This window comes from Streptomyces sp. NPDC045287 (genome assembly GCF_056432325.1).
Genome location: NZ_JBWKJG010000020.1, coordinates 49,512 through 68,729, shown reverse-complemented (window position 1 = coordinate 68,729; position 19,218 = coordinate 49,512). Strand labels below are relative to the sequence as shown.

Genomic DNA, 19,218 nt, shown 5'->3' with positions numbered 1-19,218 from the left:
AGCCGGGGGCCGCGCGCCGGCCGTGACCCCGCCCCATCAGCGGTGAGGGGAGTGCGGGACCACGCCGGCGTCCGCCCCGGTTCCCCGGCAGCACACCCGACCCGCGAAGAAGGAGTCACACGAGATGTACGACTACGTGATCGCGGGCGCCGGGTCGGCGGGCTGCGTGCTGGCCGAGCGGCTCTCCCGCGACCCCGGTGTCCGGGTGCTGCTCGTGGAGGCCGGCGGGCCCGACCGCCACCCCTACCTGCGGATCCCCAAGGGCGTCGGGAAGCTGTTCGGCGACCCGTCCTACTCCTGGCACTACCGCACCCGGCCCCTGCGCCCCGGCGGCAACCCGGACATGTGGGTGCGCGGCAAGGTGCTCGGCGGCTCCAGCTCCGTCAACGGCATGGTCTACAACCGGGGCACCCGCGCCGACTGGGACGGGCTGGAGGCGCTCGGCAACCCCGGCTGGGGCTGGGACGCGATCCTGCCCGCCTTCCGCGCCATGGAGCACAACGCCCTGGGCGCCTCGCCCACCCGGGGGACCGGCGGCCCCCTGCACGTCTCCACCGTCCGCGATCCGGACCCGCTGTGCGACGAACTCATCGCCACGGGCGAGGCCTGCGGACTGCGGCCGGTGCCCGACGTCAACGAGTACGACGGCGAGCGCATCGGATACGCGATGGCCACCATCAAGGCGGGCCGGCGGTTCAGCGCGGCACGCGCCTTTCTCCGCCCCGCCTGCTCCCGCCCCAATCTGGTCGTCGCCGTGAACACCACCGTCACCCAGGTGCTCCTCGACGGGGACAAGGCGACCGGGCTGCGCGTGCGCAGGGCGGACGGATCGAGCGAGGAGGTCCGGGCGCGGCGCGAGGTGATCCTCAGCCTCGGCAGTCTCGCCACGCCCAAGCTGCTGCAGCTCTCCGGGATCGGCCCCGCGGAGGTGTTGCGCGCCGCGCGTGTGGACGTACGCCTCGACCGCCCGCTGGTCGGGGCGCGGCTGCGGGAGCACCGCTGCCTGGCCCTGCGGTTCCGCCTCGACACCCCGCTCGGCGCCAACCGGAAACTGGCCACGCCGTTCGCCCAGGCCCGCACCGGCGCCGCCTACCTGCTGACCCGCAAGGGTCCGCTGGCCCGGCCCGCCTACGACGTGATGGCCTTCCTCAAGTCCCACCCGGACGCCGAACGCCCCGACGCCGAGGTGCTGCTGGCGCCCTGGTCCCTGGGCGCGCTGACGCCGGGCAAGCCCGCGGCCGTGGAGCGGGAGCCGGGAGTGTCGGCGTGCGCGATGGTGCTGCGGCCCACCTCGGAGGGTGCGCTCGCCATCACCTCCGGCGAGCCCGACGCCGCTTTGGACATCGACCCCGGGTACTTCTCCACGGCGCACGACCGGAAGGTGGCCGGCGACCTGTTCCGGCGGCTGCGGGACTACTTCGACACCGACCCCATCGCCTCCCGCATAAGGCACGAGACCTTCCCGGGCCCGGCCGTCTCGTCCGACTCCGAGGACGACGTCGTACGCTCGGCCCTCGACGGAGGCTACTGTGGTTTCCACGCCATCGGCACCTGCGCCATGGGCCCCGCGCCGGAGGACGTCACCGACCCCGAGCTGCGGGTGCGCGGCGTGGAGAACCTGCGGGTGGTCGACGCGTCCGTCCTGCCGGTGATGGTCGCGGGCAACCTCAACGGCCCGGTGATGGCGATGGCCTGGCGGGCCGCGGACTCCCTCCTCGCGGCCAGGTGAGGACCGGCGGCACGTGAGGACCGGCGGGGGCGTACGGGTCCCCGCCGGCCGTCGTCGCCGTCTCAGACGTCCGAGGAACTGAACGACGCCGACCTGTGCCAGGCATTCAGGAACGCCGCCATGGCGCCCAACTGCCGCAGTCCCTGCGCCGACAGGTCCTCGTAGACACGCAGGTCCACGGCGACCCCGGAGTGCGCGGCCCGGGTCGCGAAGGCCAGGGTGTCGTCCAGCAGAACCTCGGTGCCCGCCGCGTGGAGCTGCACCGGAGGCAGACCGTGCAGATTGCCGTGGAGCGGGCTGAGCAGCGGATGGTCGCGCGGTGTGGTCCCCGCGTAGGCCGCCGCCCGCGCGGGGAGCGTCTCGGCGTCCACCGTGCGGTCGGCGGCCGCGTTGAGGAGCAGGCTCGGCGCGTCCAGGGTGAAGTCCAGCAGCGGGGACGTCAGCACCGCGCAGGTGGGCAGCACGGCTCCCGCGTCCCGCAGGCGCAGCAGCAGGCCGGCCGCCAGCGCGCCGCCGAGCCGCTTGCCGGCCACCGCCACCGGTCCGCGGTCGTGGCAGTACTCCCAGGCGGCGTGCACGTCCTCCAGCGCCTGGGGGAAGTGCGGGCGGTACCGCGGGCACAGGACCGCCCGGCCGGTGAGCCGGGTCAGCTCCCGGGCGGTCGGCAGCGCGTCCTGCGGGGTGCCCGCCAGCCGGGGATCACCGTGCACGTACAGCACCGTCCGGCCGACGGTGCCGCCCTCCGGCTGGACCTCCGGCCCGAACGGACCATCGACCACGCGGACTTCACTTGCCACGGGACATCACCTTCTCCGCCGCTTCCCAGTGTTCCTCCGACACCCACAGCCGGGCGAAGGCCGTGGCGGCCTCCCGCGGCGAGCGGGTGCCCGTGGTCAGATGCTTGATCTCGCGTGCCTGGCGGGTGGCGAGGGAACGCGCCACCTCCCGCCAGCCCAGGTCGAACTCCGCCCGCGGCAGCACCAGGTCGACCAGCCCCGCACGCTCCGCCTCGACGCAGTCCAGCACGCGTCCGGTGCCCGCCAGCAACAGGGCCCGCCCCGGCCCCACCAGCCGGGCCAGGCGCTCGGCCCCGCCCCAGGCGGGCACGATCGCCAGCGTGGTCTGGTTGAAGCCGATACGGACGTCGTCCGCCGCGATCCGGATGTCCGCGGCGACCGCCACCTCCGCCCCGCCGCCGAGCGCGTGACCGTTGAGCGCGGCCACCACCGGTCCGGGAAAGGCGGAGATCCGGTCGCACAGCGCCCGCATCCGCAGCGCCATCCGCGACGCCTCCGCCTCCGTGCGCAGCCGGGACAGCTCCTTGAGATCGCCGCCGGATACGAAGGCCCGGTCGCCGGACCCCGTGATCGCGAGCGCCGACGCCCCTTCCGCCGCGTCCAGCACCTTCTCCAGCTCGCCCATGGCGTTCAGGTCGAGGGCGTTGCGGGCCCGCGGTCGGTCGATCGTGACGACGGCCAGGCCGTCCTGAAGCTCCAGCTCGACCATGCGCGGCCTTCCGGTCGTCGGGAGGGTCGGTTCAGTCCTCGTACACCACGGTCACCTCGGGGGAGGCGGGCTCGGCCTGACAGGTGAGCACCCACCCCTCGGCCACCTCGTCGGCGTCGAGGGCGTTGTTCACCCGCATCTTGGCCTCGCCCGTCGCCAGCCGTGCCATACACGTGGCACAGTCCCCGGACTCACAGGAGAACGGCGGGGTGAACCCCGCCCGGCGGGCGGTCTGCAGGAGGGTCTCGCCCGGCCGCTGCGGGACGGTGTTGCGCTGCCCGCGCAGGCCGACCGTGACGGTCGCGGCCGTCTCGCGCACGGGTGCGCCGGCCGGCACCGGTGCGGCCGTCGGCGCGGGCGCGGGCGTGAAACGCTCGACGATGATCCGCTCGGGCCGCACTCCCGCCCCGGCCAGCGTCCGCTCCACCAACTCCATGAACGGCGCCGGCCCGCACACGTAGAAGTCGGTTTCGTCGAACGGCTCCCCGACCACGGCACGGATCTCGTCCTGCGTGACCAGCCCGTCCCGGTCGTCGAGATGGTGCCGTACCTCGAACCGCCCGGCGTGTCGGACGGCGAGCGCGTCGAAGGCGGCGGTGAAGATGGCGGTCTGTCGGCTCTGATGGGCCGACAACAGCCGTACCGGCCGGGAGGTGGTGGCCAGCGCGCTCTTGACCAGGGAGAACACCGGCGTGATGCCGCTGCCGCCCGCGAACGCGACGAGCGGCCGGCCGGCCGACTCCTCGCGCAGGCAGAAGGCGCCGGCGGGCCGGGTCACGAGCAGGGTGTCACCGGTCTTCAGGCCCTGGTGCATCCACGCGGAGACCAGGCCGCCGGGCACGCGCTTGACGGTCACGCACACCTCGTCGTCGGTGTCGGGAGAACTCGACATCGAGTAACTGCGCAGTACTCCGCAGGCCTGGAAGGTCAGGAACTGCCCCGCGCGGTACGGGAAGGGCGCGTCGAGGGTGAAGGTGCGGACATCCGGCGCCTCGTCGGTGATCCGGGTGATCCGCACCGGATGGAAACCGTGGTCGCGTGCCATGTATGGAACTTACCTTCTCGCCATGGGAGAGTGCAATTCTCGTAACGCTCATCTCGTGTGAGAGAGGTGTTTGAGGAATGTCGACGTTTCCCACCGCCGCACTGCGGACCGTCCCGACCGAACTGGCCGCCCGCTACGAGCAGTCGGGCTGGTGGACCGACGAGACGCTCGGAGACCTGCTGGCGCGCGGCCTGTCCGGGGCGGGGGACGTGCCGTTCCGCGTGCACTCGGACGTCCGGCCGTGGGCCGGGACGTTCGCCGATGTGGAGCGGGTCGCCCGCCGCCTGGCCGCGGGGCTGCGCGAGCGCGGGGTCGGACCGGGTGACGTCGTGGTGATGCAGCTCCCCAACTGGATGGAGGCCGCGGCCGTGTTCTGGGCCTCGGCCTTCCTGGGTGCCGTGGCCGTCCCCGTGGTGCACTTCTACGGGCCGAAGGAGGTGGCGTACATCATCGGGGCCACCCGACCCAAGGCGTTCTTCGCGGCGGAGCGCTTCGGCCGGCAGGAGTTCCGCCCCGACCTGTGCGAGCAGGTGCCGGTCGTCGGTGTGGTGGGCCGAGACTTCGGCGAACTGCTCGCCGACGAGCCGATGCGGGGCGTGATCCCGGTGAGTGCGGGCTCGCCCGCGCTGATCGCCTTCACCTCCGGCACCACCCGCGATCCGAAGGGCGTCGTCCACAGCCATCGGACCCTCGGCTACGAGACGCGGCAACTCGCCGCGTCCTACCCGCCGGACCGCGGGAGGCAGTTCACCGTCGCTCCGGTCGGCCACTTCATCGGCATGGTGAACGCCTTCCTGATCCCCGTCCTCGACGGATCCCCCGTCCACCTGGGCGACACCTGGAACCCCGCCCAGGCGCTCGCGCTGATGCGTGGCCGGGGGCTGACCGTCGGCGGCGGGGCGGCGTACTACATGACGAGCCTGCTGGACCACCCCGAGTGCACCCCGGAGCACATCGCCCGCCTGAAGTACGCGGGCCTGGGCGGCGCGGCCGTCCCGTCGGCGGTGACGAGCCGGCTGGAGTCCCTCGGCATCAGCGTCTTCCGTGCCTACGGCTCCACCGAACATCCCTCCGTCACCTGCACGCCGTACGACGGCCCCGCCGCCAAACGGATGCACACCGACGGGCTTCCGCTGCCCGGCGTCGAGGTGCGCCTCGCCGAGGACGGTGAGATTCTCACCCGCGGCCCGGACCTGTGCCTCGGCTACACCGATCCCGAACTGACGCGGGCCGCCTTCGACGGGGACGGCTGGTACCGCACCGGTGACATCGGCACCGTCGACGCCGAGGGCTGGTTGACCGTCACCGACCGCAAAGCGGACGTCATCATCCGCGGCGGGGAGAACATCAGCGCCCTGGAGGTGGAGGAGATCCTGCTCGGGCTGCCCGGGGTGGCGGAGGCCGCGGTGGTCGGCGTACCGGATCCGCGGCTCGGCGAGCGCGCCGCCGCCGTCCTGCGCATGCGGGACGGATGGCGGGCCCCCGGCCTGGCCGAGTTGCGGCTGCATCTGGAACGGGCCGGCCTGGCGCGGCAGAAGTGGCCCGAGCGGATCCATGCCGTGGACGACTTCCCGCGCACTCCCAGCGGCAAGGTGAAGAAGTTCGCCCTCCGCAGCCGCATTGCCACTCCCGTGCAGTGAGAATACGATTCTCCCAATCAGTGAAGGAGGATCTCATGCCGTCGCGCGAGCTCCCGTTCCCGCTCTTCGACGCGGACAACCACTTCTACGAGACCCAGGAGGCGCTGACCAAATACCTCCCGAAGGAGTACGACGGGGCCATCGAGTACGTGAACGTCCGCGGCCGTACCAAGATCGCGATACGCGGGCAGATCAGCGAGTACATCCCGAACCCCACCTTCGACGTGGTGGCCCGCCCCGGCGCCATGGAGGAGTACTTCAAGGTCGGCAACCCCGACGGCAAGACACGCCGGGAGATCTTCGGCGAGCCGATGCGCTCGATCCCCGCCTTCCGCGAACCGGCCCCGCGTCTGGAGCTGATGGACGAACTCGGCGTCCAGCGCAGCCTGATGTTCCCGACGCTGGCGAGCCTCATCGAGGAGCGCATGAAGGACGACCCGGAACTGATCCACGTCGTCATCCACTCCCTCAACCAGTGGCTGCACGAGACCTGGGGCTTCGCTTACAAGGACCGCATCTTCACCGTCCCCGTCATCACCCTCCCGATCGTCGAGAAGGCGATCGACGAGCTGAACTGGGTGGTGGAGCGCGGTGCGCGGGCCATCCTCGTGCGGCCCGCGCCCGTGCCCGGCTTCGGCGGCACCCGGTCCTTCGCGCTGCCGGAGTTCGACCCGTTCTGGAAGCGGGTCGTCGGGACCGGCGTCCTGGTCGCCCTGCACTCCTCCGACTCGGGCTACGCGAACTACGCCAACGACTGGGAGGGCAACCGGCGCGAGTTCCTGCCGTTCAAGCCCAACGCCTTCCGCCAGGTCCACGAGTGGCGCCCCATCGAGGACGCGGTCACCTCGCTGATCTGCCACGGGGCGCTCTCCCGCTTCCCCGAGCTGAAGATCGCGGTCATCGAGAACGGCGCCTCATGGGTGGAGCCGGTGCTCGGCCGGCTGGCCGACGTGCACAAGAAGATGCCGCACGAGTTCCAGGAGGACCCGGTCCAGGTCTTCAAGCGCAACATCCACATCAGCCCCTTCTGGGAAGAGGACATGGCACGGCTGGGCGACCTCATCGGCATCGAACGCGTCCTGTTCGGCTCCGACTACCCCCACCCCGAGGGCCTCGCCGACCCGGTCACCTACGTCGACCACCTCACCGAGCTCAGCGACCAGGACAAGGCCAAGGTGATGGGCGGCAACCTGGCCCGGCTGATCGACGCATGACACCGGCGACGGCGCGCTGGCGCAGCATCCCCGAACTGGTCCGGAGCGCGGCCGAGCGCTTCGGGGACGCCGAGGCCGTGGTCGACGGGGAGCTGCGCTGGACCTTCACCGAACTGGCCGACCGCGTCCGGCGCACCGCGGGGGCGTTCGCCGCGGCGGGCGTCGGACCGGGGGACCGGGTCGCGCTGTGGGCGCCCAACTCGGCCGAGTGGATCGTCGCGGCCTTCGGACTGCTCACCGCGGGCGGGGTGCTGGTCCCGGTGAACACCCGGTTCCTCGATCAGGAGGCCCACGACATCGTCGTACGCAGCCGTGCCAAGGCGCTGCTGGTCCACAACGGCTTCCTGGGCCGGGAGTTCGCCGGGCCGCCCGGCGTGCCGGTCATCGATCTGAAGAAGGACGGCTTCCTCGCCTCGGGGCCGCCGCTGGAACGGGAGGTCGACGAGGAGGACCTGGCCGACATCGTCTTCACCTCCGGGACGACGGGCCGCCCCAAGGGCGTGATGACCACCCACGGGCAGACCCTCAGGCTGTACGCGGAGTGGTGCGACCTCGCACAGCTCCGGCCGGGCGACCGGTACCTGATGGTCAACCCCTTCTTCCACATCTTCGGCTACAAGGCCGGCCTGATCGCCTCCCTGATCCGGGGCGCCACCGCGCTCCCGCTCGCCGTCTTCGACATCGACCGCGTCCTGGAGCTGGTGGAGAAGGAACGGGTGACCGTCCTGCCCGGCCCGCCGACCCTCTACCACTCCCTGCTGGAGGCGGACGGCGGACGGGACCTGTCCTCGCTGCGCGTGGCGGTGACCGGGGCCGCCGACATCCCCGTGGAGCTGGTGCGCCGGATCACCACGGAACTGCCCTTCACCCACCTGATGACCGGGTACGGCCTCACCGAGGCCGGCACCGTCACCGCCTCCCGGCCCGGCGACCCCTACGAGGCCGTGGCGACGACCGTGGGCAGACCCTGCCAGGGCTTCGAGGTGCGCATCGCCGACGACCAGGAGGTGCTGGTGCGCGGCTACTCCGTGATGCGCGGCTACCTCGACGACCCCGGGGCCACCGCCGAGGCCGTCGACGCGGACGGCTGGCTGCACACCGGCGACCTGGGGCAACTGGACGCGGAGGGCCGGCTCAGGATCGTCGGCCGCAAGAAGGACATGTTCATCGTCGGCGGCTTCAACGCCTACCCGGCCGAGATCGAGGGTTTCCTGCTCCAGCACCCCGCCGTCGCCCAGGTCGCCGTCGTCGGCGTGCCCGACGCCCGCATGGGGCAGGTCGGCAAGGCGTTCGTGGTGCGGCGCGGGGAGGTGACGGAGGCCGAGCTGATCGCGTGGGCCAAGGAACGCATGGCCGGCTTCAAGGTGCCCCGTCACGTCGAGTTCCGTACCTCGCTGCCGCTGACGGCCACCGGCAAGGTGCTGAAGGACCAACTGCGCTGACCCCGGGACACCCCGGGCCCGCCACACCTCACACAAGGACGACGCCCCGTCATGACCGACGACGCCCGCACCGCCTCCGGCATCCCCCTGAAGCCGCTCTACGGACCTGAGGACCGGCCCACCGACCCTCCGCCCCCCGGGGTCTTCCCCTTCACCCGCGGCAACTACCCCACGGGCTACCGGGGCCGGACCTGGACGCTGCGCCAGTACTCCGGCTTCGGCACTGCCGAGGAGTCCAACCGCCGCTACCGCTACCTCCTGGACCAGGGAGGCACCGGCCTGTCGGTCGCGCTCGACCTGCCCACGCAGTGCGGGTACGACTCCGACGACCCGGAGTACACCGACGAGGTCGGACGGGTCGGCGTCGCCCTCGACACCCTCGCCGACGCCGAGATCCTCTTCGACTCCATCCCGTTGGATCGCATCAGCACCAGCTTCACCATCAACGGCACCGCCGCCGTCCTGCTCGCCTTCTACGTCGCCGCCGCCGAGAGACGCGGCATCCCGCGCGCGAAACTGACCGGCACCATCCAGAACGACGTCCTCAAGGAGTACGCCTCCCGCGGCACCTGGATCTGGCCGCCCGAACCGTCCCTGCGCCTCATCGCGGACACCATCGAGTTCTGCGCCGACGAGGTGCCCCGCTTCAACGCGATCTCGGTCGCCGGGGCGCACTTCCGGGACGCGGGCGCCAACGCCGCGCAGGAGATGGCCTTCACCCTCGCCGACGGCGTGACGTACTGCGAGACGGTCCTCGCCCGCGGACGCATGAGCATCGACCGGTTCGCCCCGCAGATCTCCTTCTTCTTCTACACGCACGGCGACTTCTTCGAGGAGGTCGCCAAGTACCGGGCCGGGCGCCGGCGCTGGGCCACGATCGTGCGGGAGCGGTTCGGCGCCAGGACCGACAAGGCCTGCATGTTCCGCTTCGGCTGTGTGGCCGGTGGAGCCTCGCTGTACGCGCCCCAGGCCCGCAACAACACCGTCCGTGTCGCCTACGAGGCGCTCGCCTCCGTCCTCGGCGGCACGCAGTCGATGTTCACCGCCGCCTGGGACGAGCCGTTCGCCCTGCCCAGCGAGGAGTCGGCCACCCTTGCCCTGCGCACCCAGCAGATCCTCGCCCACGAGACGGGCGTCACCCGGGTCGCCGACCCGCTGGGCGGCTCGTACTTCGTGGAAGCGCTCACCGACGCCACCGAGGCACGCATCGAGGAGATCATGGCCGACCTCGAGGCGCACGGTGGCATGGTGCGCTGCATCGAGGACGGCTATCTGCAGTCCCTCATCGCCGACGAGGCGTGGCGGCTGCACCAGGAGGTCGGCTCGGGGGAGCGGCCGGTGGTCGGCGTCAACCGCTTCACCACCGAGGAACCCCCGCCCGACCTCGCCACCTACGAACTCGACGCCGAGGGACGGGAACGGCAGCTGAAACGGCTCGCGCGCATCAAGGCCGAGCGCGGCGCCGGCGACGTCCGGGCCCGGCTCGCCGAACTCAAGCGCGCCGCCGAAGGAGACACCAACCTGATGGAACCGTTGATCGCCTGCGCCCACGCCTACTGCACGGTGGGCGAGACGGCCGGCGCCCTGCGCGAGGTGTGGGGCGAGTTCCGGCAGCCGGTGGTGTTCTGATGGCGCCGCCGGTACGGGTGCTCGTCGCCAAGCCCGGCCTCGACGGGCACGACCGCGGGGCGAAACTCGTCGCCCGGGGGCTGCGGGACGCCGGCTTCGAGGTCGTGTTCACGGGCATCCGCCGCCGCGTCGACGACATCGTCGCCACCGCCGTGCAGGAGGACGCCGCCCTGGTGGGTCTGTCCATCCTGTCCGGTGCCCATCTCTCGCTGACCCGCCGCACGGTGGAGGCGCTGCGGGCGGCCGGCGCGGGCGACATCCCCGTCGTGGTCGGCGGCACCATCCCCGCCGGGGACGTGGACCGGCTGTTCGAGGCCGGGGCCGCCGCGGTGTTCCCCACGGGCACGGCACTGGACGCCATCGTGACCGACATCCGCACCCTGACCAGTGGGCCTGAGGCCCTCGCCCGCACGGAGGAATGACATGCGCGTCGGAGTGATGAGCGGCCCCGAACGGGGCGACGCCGCCCACAAGGCGAACCGCATGGTCGACGACGCCCGCTGGGCGGAGGAGGCCGGGCTCGACACCGTGTGGGTGCCGCAGGTGCCCACCGACTTCGACGCGCTGACGGCCGTGACCCTGATGGGCCGGGCCACCTCGCGTGTCGAACTGGGCACGGCGGTGGTCCCGGTGCACGCCCAGCACCCCGTCGCCCTGGCCCGCCAGGCGCTGTCCGCGCACGCGGCGGCCGGCGGACGCCTCGCCCTGGGCGTCGGCGCCTCCCACCACTGGATCGTGCGCGACATGCTCGGCATCCCGTACGAGAAACCGGCCGCGTACACCCGCGCCTACCTGGAGGTGCTGAACGCGGCGGTGAGCGGGTCGGGTGCGGTCGACGTCGAGAACGACGTCTTCCGCGTCCACAACCCGCTCACCCTCGGCCCCGTCTCCCCGCTGCCGGTGCTGCTGGCGGCGCTCGGCCCGGTGATGCTGCGCATCGCGGGGGCACTGACCGACGGGACCGTGCTGTGGCTGGCGGACGAACGGGCGGTGGCCGACCACGTCGTCCCGACGATCACCAGGGCCGCGCAGGAAGCGGGGAGGGCGGCTCCGCGCGTCGTCGCCGGCGTCCCGGTGTGCCTGTGCGCGCCGCGTGAGGCGGACGCGGCCAGGGAACGCGCCAACCGCATTCTCGGCGAGGCCGAGGTGTCGCCGAACTACCAGCGCCTGCTGGAGCACGGTGACGCCCGCGACGTCGGCGACCTGTGCGCAGCCGGCGACGAGGCGGCGATCCGGGCCCGGTTCAAGCGGTTCGCCGACGCGGGCGTGACCGACCTCTCCGTGCGCCTGCTGCCGTTGGGCAGCGGGCGGGAGGAACTGGTCGCCTCCAAGCGCCGCACCCGCGACGCGGTGGCGGCGATCGCCGCGGACTTCCGGTGAGCGAGCCGGGCCCGCTGTCCGGGCTGCGCGTCCTGGAGGTCGGGCACATCCTCGCCGGTCCCTACGCCACGATGCTGCTGGCCGACCTCGGAGCGCTGGTCACCAAGATCGAGCCGCCCGGCGGCGACCTGTCCCGCCAGGTCTCGGACGCCTACTTCGCCAGCCTCAACCGGGGCAAACGCTCCGTCCGCCTGGACCTGGCTACGCCCGAGGGACAGGCGCGGCTGCACGAACTCGTCCGGGGCGCCGACGCGCTCCTGGTCAATCTCAAACCCTCGGCCGTCCACCGCTACGGCCTGACCTACGAGGCGCTGAAACCCTGGAACGAACGGCTGGTGTGCGTCGCCCTCACCGGCTGGGGCATGGACGCGGGCGACGCACCCGCCTTCGACTACGTCATCCAGGCCGCCACCGGCATCGCCGCCCTCACCGGCGATCCCTCCGGACCGCCCCAGCTGCCCGGCTACTCCTCCGCCGACAACTCGGCCGGCCTCGCCGCCGCCCTCGGACTGCTGGCGCAGGTCGTCTCCGGACGGGGCGGGCAGGTCGACGTCTCCCTGCGGGACGTGATGCTCTCCCAGCTCAACTACCACGCGGCGGCCTGGCTGAACGACGGCACGCCCCCGCGCCGCCTCGGCGGGGCCCACGCCTACTACGTCCCCGCGCAGCTCTTCCCGACGGCCGAGGGCCACCTGGCGCTGTTCATCACGCACGACACGTTCTGGCGCGCGTTCGCCACCGAGGCCGGCATCGAGGGCTACGCCACCATGGCGGAGCGCGCCGCCCACCGCACCGAGGTCGTCGCGGCCGTGACCAAGGCCCTGGCCGCCGACACGGCCGCGGGCTGGGAAGCCCGGCTCCGCCCGCTGCACGTCCCCGCGGCCGCCGTCCGCACCCTGCCCGAGGCCCTCGCCGAGGCGCCCGAGGCGGTGGTCGAGGCGGGCGGCCACCGGCTGGTCGGCAGCCCGTTCCGCATCGGCGGCCACACACCTGGGTACGGGGCGCCGCCGCGCCTCGGCGAACACGGCGACTACGGCTGACCTACTTGGGAGGGAACCGCAACCCGCCGTCCAGTCGCACCACTTCGCCGTTCAGGTAGTCGTTCTCGCACAGATGCTGGACCAGCGCCGCGTACTCCTCGGGGCGCCCCATCCGCCGCGGGTGGGGGACCTGAGGGCCCCAGTACGCCTCCAGCCGGTCCCCGCTCCTGCCGTACGCGGGCGTGAGGACGGTCCCCGGGGCGACGGTGACCACGCGGATGCCGAGCGGTGACAGGTCGCGGGCGGCGACCAGGGTCATCGCCGACACACCGCCCTTCGCCGCAGCGTACGGGAGCTGGCCGACCTGCCCCTCGTACGCCGCGATGGACGACGTGGTGACGATGACCCCGCGCCCCCCGTCCCCGTCGTGGGGTGCAGTGCGCCCGATGGCAGCGGCGGCCAGCCGCAACACGTTGAACACTCCGGTCAGATAGACGTCGACGGTCCTGCGGAAGCCGTCCAGCCCCAGGGGGGAGCCGTCCTTTCCGATGAGCCGCCCGCCGCTGGCGGGCCCCCCGTGGCAGTCCACCGCGATCCGGAACGTGCCCACCCGTTCGGCCGCGTCGACCGCGGCCCGGACGGAGTCCTCGTCGGTGGCGTCGGTCCGGACGTAGCGCACCCCGAGCTCCGACTCCAGGGCCTTGCCCTTGTCGTCGGCGAGGTCGGCGACCACCACGCCGGCGCCCGCCGCGCGCAGGCGCCGCACCGTGGCCTCGCCCAGCCCGCCCGCTCCGCCCACCACCAGGGCCGCACAACCGTCGATGCGCATTGCATTCCTCTCCCTTGCGAGTGTGGATCTGAGTGTAGGAGAATGCCATTCTCATGAACATAGCCGTGATTCTGGAAATGGCCGCCTCGGGGGAAGACCGGCCGGCCGTCACCGAAGGCGACCGCACGCTCTCCGCCGCCGATCTCCAGCGCCTCGCGCACCATGCGGCGGACCGCTTCCGCGGCCGCTCCGCCGTCCTCTACCTGGGGCCGAACCATCTGGCCTACCCGGTCGCCCTGTTCGGTGCCGCGCTGGCCGGGGTTCCCTTCGTCCCCCTCAACTACCGCCTCGGCGAGGAGCAGCTGGGCGCGCTGATCGACCGGCATCCCGGGGCCGAGGTGCTGAACCCGGCCGACCTCGAAGCGCTGCTCGCCGCTCCTGGGCGGGCCGAGTGGCTGCCCGCGCCGCAGGACCAGGAAGCCGTCGCGGTCGTTCTCTACACCAGCGGCACCACCGCCGCCCCCAAGGCGGCCTTGCTCCGCCACCGCCATCTGCTGGCCTATGTCTTCAACACCCAGGACTTCGGTTCGGCGGAGCCGAGTGACGCCAGCCTGGTGGCGCTCCCGCCGTACCACGTCGCCGGGCTGATGAACCTGCTCACGAACCTGTATTCCGGCCGTCGCGTCGTCTACCAGGCTGTCTTCCAGCCGGCCGACTGGCTGGCGACGGTGCGGCGCGAGGGCGTCAGCCACGCCATGGTCGTACCGACCATGCTGGCGCGCCTGACCGCCGAGCTGGGGGACGCGAAGGCGGACGTTCCCACCTTGCGGAACCTCGCCTACGGCGGCGCGCGCTGCCCCCGCCCGGTGGTGGAGCGCGCCCTGCGGCAGTTCCCGGACACCGGCTTCGTCAACGCCTACGGTCTGACGGAGACCGCCTCCTCCGTCTGCGTGCTGGGCCCCGACGACCACCGGTGGGCGGTCGCCTCCGACGAACCCGCGGTGCGTGCCCGACTGGGTTCGGTGGGGCGCCCGCTGCCGGGTGTCGAGGTCGAGATCCGCGGCGGGGACGGCACACCGCTGGGACCCGGAGAGACCGGGCTCGTCTTCGTGCGCGGCGCCCAGATCTCCGGCGAGTACGAAGGCGGAGGCGACTCCGGCGGCGGGGAAGGGTGGTTCGCCACCCGCGACCGCGGACGGCTGGACGCGGACGGCTACCTGTTCCTCGAGGGCCGCGCGGACGACACCATCATCCGGGGCGGTGAGAACATCGCGCCCGCCGAGATCGAGGACGTCCTCCTCCAGCACCCGGACGTCGAGGAGGCCGCCGTGCTCGGCCTGCCCGACCCGGAGTGGGGTCAGCGGCTGGTCGCGGTGCTCGTCGGCACGGGGGACCCGGAGGAGATCCGCTCGTTCGCCAAACGCCGTCTGCGCTCGTCCAAGACCCCCGACACCGTCGTCTTCCGCTCCGAACTGCCCCGCACCGCCACCGGCAAGCTGCTGCGCCGCACCCTGGTCGCCGAGCTCGCCGACCCGACCGAACCGGAGGAGTCCGCGCATGCCTGAAGCCGTCCTCGTCGCCGCCCTGCGCACCCCCATCGGCACCGCCTTCAAAGGGAGCCTGCGCGACACCACCGCCCACCAACTGGCCGACCGCATCGTCAAGGCCACCACCGAGGGTCTCGACCCCGCTCTGGTGGACGACGTGGTGCTCGCCGAGTCCCACTACGGCGGCGGAGTCGTCGCCCGCCACGCGGCGCTGACCGCCGGACTGCCCCGGGTCCCGGGCCTGGCCCTCAACCGGCACTGCGCGGCCGGCCTGTCGGCGGTGCAGACCGCCGCCGCCTCCGTACGGGCCGGCATGGACCGGCTGGTGCTCGCCGGCGGGGTCAACTCCGCCTCGACCGCACCCAGGCTCTCCTTCCGGGGCGTCGAGGGCCCGTGGGTGCCGCCGTCCCATCCGGACCGTGCCGACGCGCCCAATCTCGACATGTCGATCACGGTGGGCTGGAACACCGCGGTCCGGGCCGGGATCACCCGAGAGGAGATGGACGCCTGGGCGCTGCGCTCCCACCGCAACGCCGTCCGGGCGCTCGACGAAGGGCGCTTCAAGGACGAGACGGTGCCCGTCGACACCCCGTACGGTCCCTTCGAGGCCGACGAGCACCCGCGCCGCGACACGAGCGCGGAGCGCCTGGCCGCGCTCAAGCCGCTCCACCCGGAGATCGAGGGATTCTCCATCACCGCCGGCAACGCCTGCGGAGCCAACGACGCGGCGGCCGCCGTGGCCGTGGCGGACGAGGGCCTGGGGCTGCCCGCCCTGGCCGTCGTCCGGTCCTGGGCGTCGGTCGCCGTCGACCCCGCCGAGACCGGCCTGACCCCCGTCCTGGCCATCCCGAAGGCGCTGCGCCGGGCCGGCCTCACCGTGTCCGACGTGGACCTCTTCGAGATCAACGAGGCCTTCGCGTCGGTGGCCGTGGCCGCCGTTCACCGGCTGGACCTCGATGCGGACACGGTCAATGTCAACGGCAGCGGCTGCTCCCTCGGCCACCCGGTCGCGGCGACCGGCACCCGGATGATCGTCACCCTGGTGCACGAGCTGCGCCGCCGGGGCGGGGGAGTGGGCGTGGCCGCCATGTGCGCCGGCGGCGGAATGGGCTCCGCACTCGTGCTGGAAGTGCCCGCGCCCTGACCCGTGCCTTCAGGTGCCCGGTCCCCCTGTGGGCCGGGCACCTCGGCGTGTTCAGACGAACCGCAGCAACGCCTCCTGCGCGAAGGACGCGACCAGCGCCCCCTCCTCGGTCAGCACGTCCCCGCGTCCGAAGCACCGCCCGTGCGCGGCCAGCGGACTGTGCTGGCGCACCAGCAGCCACCGCCCGGTGCCGAACGGCCGGTGGAACCAGACGGTGTGCGCGGTGACGGCCGAGGCGAACGCCCGGCCGGCGTCCGCCTGGGTCACCCCGGCCACCGGTCGCAGCGCGGTACCGATCGGCGTGAGCTCGGTGGCGTACGACAGCAGGGCGGGCGCCGCGGTCCGAGGTGCCTCGGGTACGCGGGTCCACAGCTCGTGCGAGGGCGGCTGCGACCGCGCGGTGTCCAGTTCGGTTCCGGCCCGTGATTCCCACGGCAGCAGATCGAGTTCCACCCGGCGTTCGGGGCCGGGGAGGGCGCTGGGCGGGTCGACCGTCTGACGCTCCGGTCCCTCCTCCCACACATGGAGGCTCGCGTTCGCCACCGCGATCACCCCGTGCTGCTGCCGCGCCACGAGCCGCACGGTCGCGAACGTGCGGCCCAGCTGCACCACGTCGGTCTCGTAGCGCACGGGTTCACCGGCGCGGCCCTCCCGCGGGAACTGGGCGTGCAGGGACTTGAGTTCCTTGCCGGTCACGGACCGGGAGGCCGCGCGGGCGAACTGGGCCAGCAGCTGCCCGCCGAACAGCCGGCGGTACTCCAGCCGCTGTGAGCGCCCCTCGAAAGTGTGCTCGTCCACCGTCGTCAGGTCGAGGCAGCCGAGCAGGTCGTGCCAGAGATCGGTGGTCACGTGGTCTCCCTCACAGGTCGACGAGGCGCGGCGCCCGGCCCTCGCGCAGGAGCAGCGTGCCCGCCTCGCGCGTCAGGTCACGGGCGGAGCCGAGCAGTCCGTCGAGGACGAGGGCGCGTTCGACGTGCCGGTGCAGCTCGTGCTCGGCGGTGAAACCGATGCCGCCGAGCACCTGCTGACAGTGGCGGGCGGCGGTGAGGGCGGCCCGGCCCCCGGCGGCCTTGGCGAGAAGGGCGCCGGTGTCGTCCTCGGCGGCCGTCAGAGCGGCCTCGGCGCCCTCCAGGGCGACGTACGTCTCGGCCAGGCGGTGCCGCAGAGCCTGGAAGGAGGCGAGCGGACGGCCGAACTGGTGCCGGTCCAGGACGTGCCGCCGGGCCAGCCCGAGCATGGCCCGTCCGGTGCCCAACAGCCACCAGCCGAGTGCCCGCCGTCCCCAGGCCAGGGGCACGGAGCCGCCGGCCGCCACGCGCCGGAGCGGCAGGGCGGGATCCAGCGGGCGCTCGTCCGCGCCGCCGTCCCGGACCCACTCCACCCAGATGCCCCCTGTGTAGGGCAGGGGCAGCGTCCGTCCCACCGGGCCTTCGGCCTCCTGGAGCACGACGTCGTTGAGGACGGACGCGTGCGCTCCCGTCTCCCCGAGCAGCCGGAACACCAGCGGGACCGCCGTAGCGGACTCCTCGGCCAGCATCTCGGGCCAGCCGAGAGAGGCGAGGGAGGCGTCCAGGGCGGCGCCCGAGGCGCCCGCCATCGTCTTGCGCAGGGTCTGCTCCAGCAGATCGCGCTCGTCGGCGTCCACGGTTCCTCACTCCTTTCCGAGGTCCAGCAGGCGGCGGGCGACGATGTTGCGCTGGATCTCCGCGGTGCCGCCGTAGATGGTGGCCGCACGCGAGTAGAGGTACTCGGTGCGCCACGTCCCCTCGTCCGTCAGCTCGATGGTCCCGGGCAGCAGGTCGCGCGCGGTGTCGTAGAGGCGCTGTTCCGCAGTGGCGAGAAGTATCTTGTCCACGGACGTCTCCGGTCCCAGCCGGCCGTTCTCGGCCAGCGCCCGCTGGGTGAGCGCCGAGCGGCAGCGCACGGTGTGCAGGTCGAGCCAGACGGCGCCGAGGGCGTCGGCGTCCTGCTCGCAGCCCTCGGCCAGCAGCCGGTCGAGACGGCTGTTCAGATGGGCGATCCGGTGCCAGAAGCAGGTGGACCGCTCGTGCGGCAGCAGCTCCATGGCCAGCCGCCACCCGTCACCCGGCGCGCCCAGCAGACGGTCGCCCGGGACGCGGACGTCGTCGAGGAAGACCTCGGCGAACTCGTCGACGCCGTGCATCGTGCGCAGTGGGCGTACGGTGATTCCCGGGGTGTCCATGTCGACGAAGAAGGCGCTGATCCCGTCGTGTCCCGGCCCGCCGGTGCGGGCCAGCAGCACACAGCGGGCCGCGTGCTGGGCGAGACTGGTCCACACCTTCTGGCCCGAGACCACCCAGTCCCGCCCGTCACGCACCGCCCGCGTCGACAGCGAGGCCAGGTCGCTTCCCGAACCCGGCTCGGAGAAGCCCTGGCACCAGTGTTCCCGGCCGCTCAGCAGCCGGGGCACCATCTCGGCGGCCAGTGCCGCCGGCGCGTAGCCGAGCAGCGTGGGCACGAGTACCTCGACCATCGACCAGATGCCGGGTTCGGCCAGATCGCGCGAGGCGATCTCCTCGCCCAGCACGGCACGCAGGACACCGGGTCCGCCCACGCCACCGACCTCGCGGGGCCAGCCGTACCGCATCCAGCCCGCCTCCCACAGCGCCCGGCGCACCCGGGAGAGCTGGGCCACCTGGGCGTCGAGGCCGTGGTCGTCACCGGGGCTCAGATCATGGCCGTCGAGCCACTCCCTCACCTCCCGCCTGAAGTCGGCGACGTTCATGAGCGGGAACGCTCGAACGCGTGCGGACGGCCGGAATCGTGGTCGCCGTTGCGTCGGATGAAGGTCATGGCGCGGGTGCGCAGCCGCCATCCCCGCGCGGTGCGTACGTAGGTGTCGTTGTAGTAGCCGATGCGCAACGCGTGCTCGGAGTGCTCGACGAAGCACAGCGGCTGGCTGCCGGTGGCGCTGTCACCGTCCAGTGCGATCTCGGGCGTGCCGACGAGGAACAGGCCCTTGGGCGCCGCGGCGATCAGAGCGGGGAACTCGTCCAGCGGATACGTGTCGCCGAACGCGCTGTAGCTGCCGTCCGGGGTGAACACGCCGAGCACCCCGTCCAGGTCCCCGCGGGTCATGGCGACCGCGTAGCGGGCGAGGAGTTGTTCGATCTCCACCAGGTCGTCGGTAGGGCTCACGGGACCGCCTCTCTCGTGGTTCGCTCCGGATGAG

Annotated in this window: 18 protein-coding genes; 10 read left to right on the top strand and 8 right to left on the bottom strand. The window is 72.7% G+C overall.

Annotation, left to right across the window (positions count from 1 at the left end; all coding sequences use genetic code 11):
• Positions 1 to 124: 124 nt before the first annotated feature.
• Positions 125 to 1,729: a GMC family oxidoreductase gene (locus AC07D6_RS27820; protein ID WP_479048903.1), complete on the top strand. Its 1,605-nt coding sequence runs from the start codon at positions 125 to 127 to the stop codon at positions 1,727 to 1,729.
• Between the two features lie 62 nt (positions 1,730 to 1,791).
• Here AC07D6_RS27820 and AC07D6_RS27815 read toward each other — a convergent pair whose 3' ends face one another.
• Genes AC07D6_RS27815 through AC07D6_RS27805 form a run of 3 tightly spaced genes read right to left on the bottom strand, consistent with a single transcriptional unit; the run spans position 1,792 to position 4,280 of the window.
• On the bottom strand, positions 1,792 to 2,526 hold the full coding sequence (locus AC07D6_RS27815) for an alpha/beta hydrolase fold domain-containing protein (protein ID WP_479048901.1): 735 nt from the start codon (positions 2,524 to 2,526) through the stop codon (positions 1,792 to 1,794).
• Positions 2,516 to 3,235 (bottom strand): enoyl-CoA hydratase/isomerase family protein, encoded by a 720-nt coding sequence (locus tag AC07D6_RS27810; RefSeq protein ID WP_479048899.1) that lies wholly within the window; start codon positions 3,233 to 3,235, stop codon positions 2,516 to 2,518. Before AC07D6_RS27810 ends, AC07D6_RS27815 begins: the two co-directional genes overlap by 11 nt.
• Positions 3,236 to 3,266: 31 nt before the next feature.
• On the bottom strand, positions 3,267 to 4,280 hold the full coding sequence (locus tag AC07D6_RS27805) for a 2Fe-2S iron-sulfur cluster-binding protein (protein ID WP_479048897.1): 1,014 nt from the start codon (positions 4,278 to 4,280) through the stop codon (positions 3,267 to 3,269).
• A 77-nt stretch (positions 4,281 to 4,357) separates the two neighbouring features.
• On the opposite strand from AC07D6_RS27805, the gene AC07D6_RS27800 reads away from it, so the two are divergent.
• From AC07D6_RS27800 to AC07D6_RS27770, 7 genes are read left to right on the top strand one after another with little or no spacing between them, the layout of a single operon-like run.
• Positions 4,358 to 5,920: an AMP-binding protein gene (locus tag AC07D6_RS27800; protein ID WP_479048895.1), complete on the top strand. Its 1,563-nt coding sequence runs from the start codon at positions 4,358 to 4,360 to the stop codon at positions 5,918 to 5,920.
• Between the two features lie 35 nt (positions 5,921 to 5,955).
• Positions 5,956 to 7,134 carry an amidohydrolase family protein gene (locus AC07D6_RS27795; RefSeq protein ID WP_479048893.1) on the top strand — a complete coding sequence of 393 codons (1,179 nt, stop codon included), beginning with the start codon at positions 5,956 to 5,958 and terminating at the stop codon, positions 7,132 to 7,134.
• Entirely contained in the window at positions 7,131 to 8,576 is a 1,446-nt protein-coding gene (locus AC07D6_RS27790; RefSeq protein WP_479048890.1) for a FadD3 family acyl-CoA ligase, read from the top strand. Before AC07D6_RS27795 ends, AC07D6_RS27790 begins: the two co-directional genes overlap by 4 nt.
• Before the next feature lie 51 nt (positions 8,577 to 8,627).
• Positions 8,628 to 10,205 carry a methylmalonyl-CoA mutase family protein gene (locus tag AC07D6_RS27785; RefSeq protein WP_479048887.1) on the top strand — a complete coding sequence of 526 codons (1,578 nt, stop codon included), beginning with the start codon at positions 8,628 to 8,630 and terminating at the stop codon, positions 10,203 to 10,205.
• Positions 10,205 to 10,627, top strand: a complete 423-nt coding sequence (locus tag AC07D6_RS27780; protein WP_479048884.1) for a cobalamin B12-binding domain-containing protein — start codon at positions 10,205 to 10,207, stop codon at positions 10,625 to 10,627. Before AC07D6_RS27785 ends, AC07D6_RS27780 begins: the two co-directional genes overlap by 1 nt.
• Before the next feature lies 1 nt (position 10,628).
• Entirely contained in the window at positions 10,629 to 11,585 is a 957-nt protein-coding gene (locus AC07D6_RS27775) for a TIGR03564 family F420-dependent LLM class oxidoreductase (protein WP_479048881.1), read from the top strand.
• Positions 11,582 to 12,625 (top strand): CaiB/BaiF CoA transferase family protein, encoded by a 1,044-nt coding sequence (locus AC07D6_RS27770; protein ID WP_479048878.1) that lies wholly within the window; start codon positions 11,582 to 11,584, stop codon positions 12,623 to 12,625. Before AC07D6_RS27775 ends, AC07D6_RS27770 begins: the two co-directional genes overlap by 4 nt.
• A 1-nt stretch (position 12,626) precedes the next feature.
• Here AC07D6_RS27770 and AC07D6_RS27765 read toward each other — a convergent pair whose 3' ends face one another.
• Positions 12,627 to 13,394: an SDR family oxidoreductase gene (locus AC07D6_RS27765; protein WP_479048876.1), complete on the bottom strand. Its 768-nt coding sequence runs from the start codon at positions 13,392 to 13,394 to the stop codon at positions 12,627 to 12,629.
• Between the two features lie 53 nt (positions 13,395 to 13,447).
• Between AC07D6_RS27765 and AC07D6_RS27760 the strand changes: the two genes are divergently transcribed.
• Complete coding sequence (locus tag AC07D6_RS27760) at positions 13,448 to 14,899, top strand: class I adenylate-forming enzyme family protein (protein ID WP_479048874.1); 1,452 nt, start codon at positions 13,448 to 13,450, stop codon at positions 14,897 to 14,899.
• The gene (locus tag AC07D6_RS27755; RefSeq protein ID WP_358782740.1) at positions 14,892 to 16,025 is read left to right on the top strand and encodes a thiolase family protein; all 1,134 of its coding nucleotides are present in this window, start codon (positions 14,892 to 14,894) and stop codon (positions 16,023 to 16,025) included. The genes AC07D6_RS27760 and AC07D6_RS27755 overlap by 8 nt, the downstream gene beginning before the upstream one ends.
• 51 nt (positions 16,026 to 16,076) lie before the next feature.
• Here AC07D6_RS27755 and AC07D6_RS27750 read toward each other — a convergent pair whose 3' ends face one another.
• Genes AC07D6_RS27750 through AC07D6_RS27735 form a run of 4 tightly spaced genes read right to left on the bottom strand, consistent with a single transcriptional unit; the run spans position 16,077 to position 19,184 of the window.
• On the bottom strand, positions 16,077 to 16,874 hold the full coding sequence (locus AC07D6_RS27750; RefSeq protein ID WP_479048872.1) for an acyl-CoA thioesterase: 798 nt from the start codon (positions 16,872 to 16,874) through the stop codon (positions 16,077 to 16,079).
• A 10-nt stretch (positions 16,875 to 16,884) separates the two neighbouring features.
• Positions 16,885 to 17,670, bottom strand: coding sequence for an acyl-CoA dehydrogenase family protein (locus AC07D6_RS27745; RefSeq protein ID WP_479048869.1), 786 nt, complete (start codon positions 17,668 to 17,670; stop codon positions 16,885 to 16,887).
• Positions 17,671 to 17,676: 6 nt separating this feature from the next.
• The gene (locus tag AC07D6_RS27740; RefSeq protein WP_479048867.1) at positions 17,677 to 18,771 is read right to left on the bottom strand and encodes an acyl-CoA dehydrogenase family protein; all 1,095 of its coding nucleotides are present in this window, start codon (positions 18,769 to 18,771) and stop codon (positions 17,677 to 17,679) included.
• Positions 18,768 to 19,184, bottom strand: a complete 417-nt coding sequence (locus AC07D6_RS27735) for a nuclear transport factor 2 family protein (RefSeq protein ID WP_479048864.1) — start codon at positions 19,182 to 19,184, stop codon at positions 18,768 to 18,770. The genes AC07D6_RS27740 and AC07D6_RS27735 overlap by 4 nt, the downstream gene beginning before the upstream one ends.
• Between the last annotated feature and the right edge of the window lie 34 nt (positions 19,185 to 19,218).

Bases quoted from the DNA above. Each gene is read 5' to 3' on its own strand.
- AC07D6_RS27820 (WP_479048903.1), top strand. From the start codon at position 125: ATGTACGACTACGTGATCGCGGGCGCCGGGTCGGCGGGCTGCGTGCTG.
- AC07D6_RS27760 (WP_479048874.1), top strand. From the start codon at position 13,448: ATGAACATAGCCGTGATTCTGGAAATGGCCGCCTCGGGGGAAGACCGG.
- AC07D6_RS27790 (WP_479048890.1), top strand. From the start codon at position 7,131: ATGACACCGGCGACGGCGCGCTGGCGCAGCATCCCCGAACTGGTCCGG.
- AC07D6_RS27740 (WP_479048867.1), bottom strand. From the start codon at position 18,771: ATGAACGTCGCCGACTTCAGGCGGGAGGTGAGGGAGTGGCTCGACGGC.
- AC07D6_RS27795 (WP_479048893.1), top strand. From the start codon at position 5,956: ATGCCGTCGCGCGAGCTCCCGTTCCCGCTCTTCGACGCGGACAACCAC.
- AC07D6_RS27800 (WP_479048895.1), top strand. From the start codon at position 4,358: ATGTCGACGTTTCCCACCGCCGCACTGCGGACCGTCCCGACCGAACTG.
- AC07D6_RS27785 (WP_479048887.1), top strand. From the start codon at position 8,628: ATGACCGACGACGCCCGCACCGCCTCCGGCATCCCCCTGAAGCCGCTC.
- AC07D6_RS27805 (WP_479048897.1), bottom strand. From the start codon at position 4,280: ATGGCACGCGACCACGGTTTCCATCCGGTGCGGATCACCCGGATCACC.
- AC07D6_RS27755 (WP_358782740.1), top strand. From the start codon at position 14,892: ATGCCTGAAGCCGTCCTCGTCGCCGCCCTGCGCACCCCCATCGGCACC.
- AC07D6_RS27810 (WP_479048899.1), bottom strand. From the start codon at position 3,235: ATGGTCGAGCTGGAGCTTCAGGACGGCCTGGCCGTCGTCACGATCGAC.
- AC07D6_RS27765 (WP_479048876.1), bottom strand. From the start codon at position 13,394: ATGCGCATCGACGGTTGTGCGGCCCTGGTGGTGGGCGGAGCGGGCGGG.
- AC07D6_RS27775 (WP_479048881.1), top strand. From the start codon at position 10,629: ATGCGCGTCGGAGTGATGAGCGGCCCCGAACGGGGCGACGCCGCCCAC.
- AC07D6_RS27780 (WP_479048884.1), top strand. From the start codon at position 10,205: ATGGCGCCGCCGGTACGGGTGCTCGTCGCCAAGCCCGGCCTCGACGGG.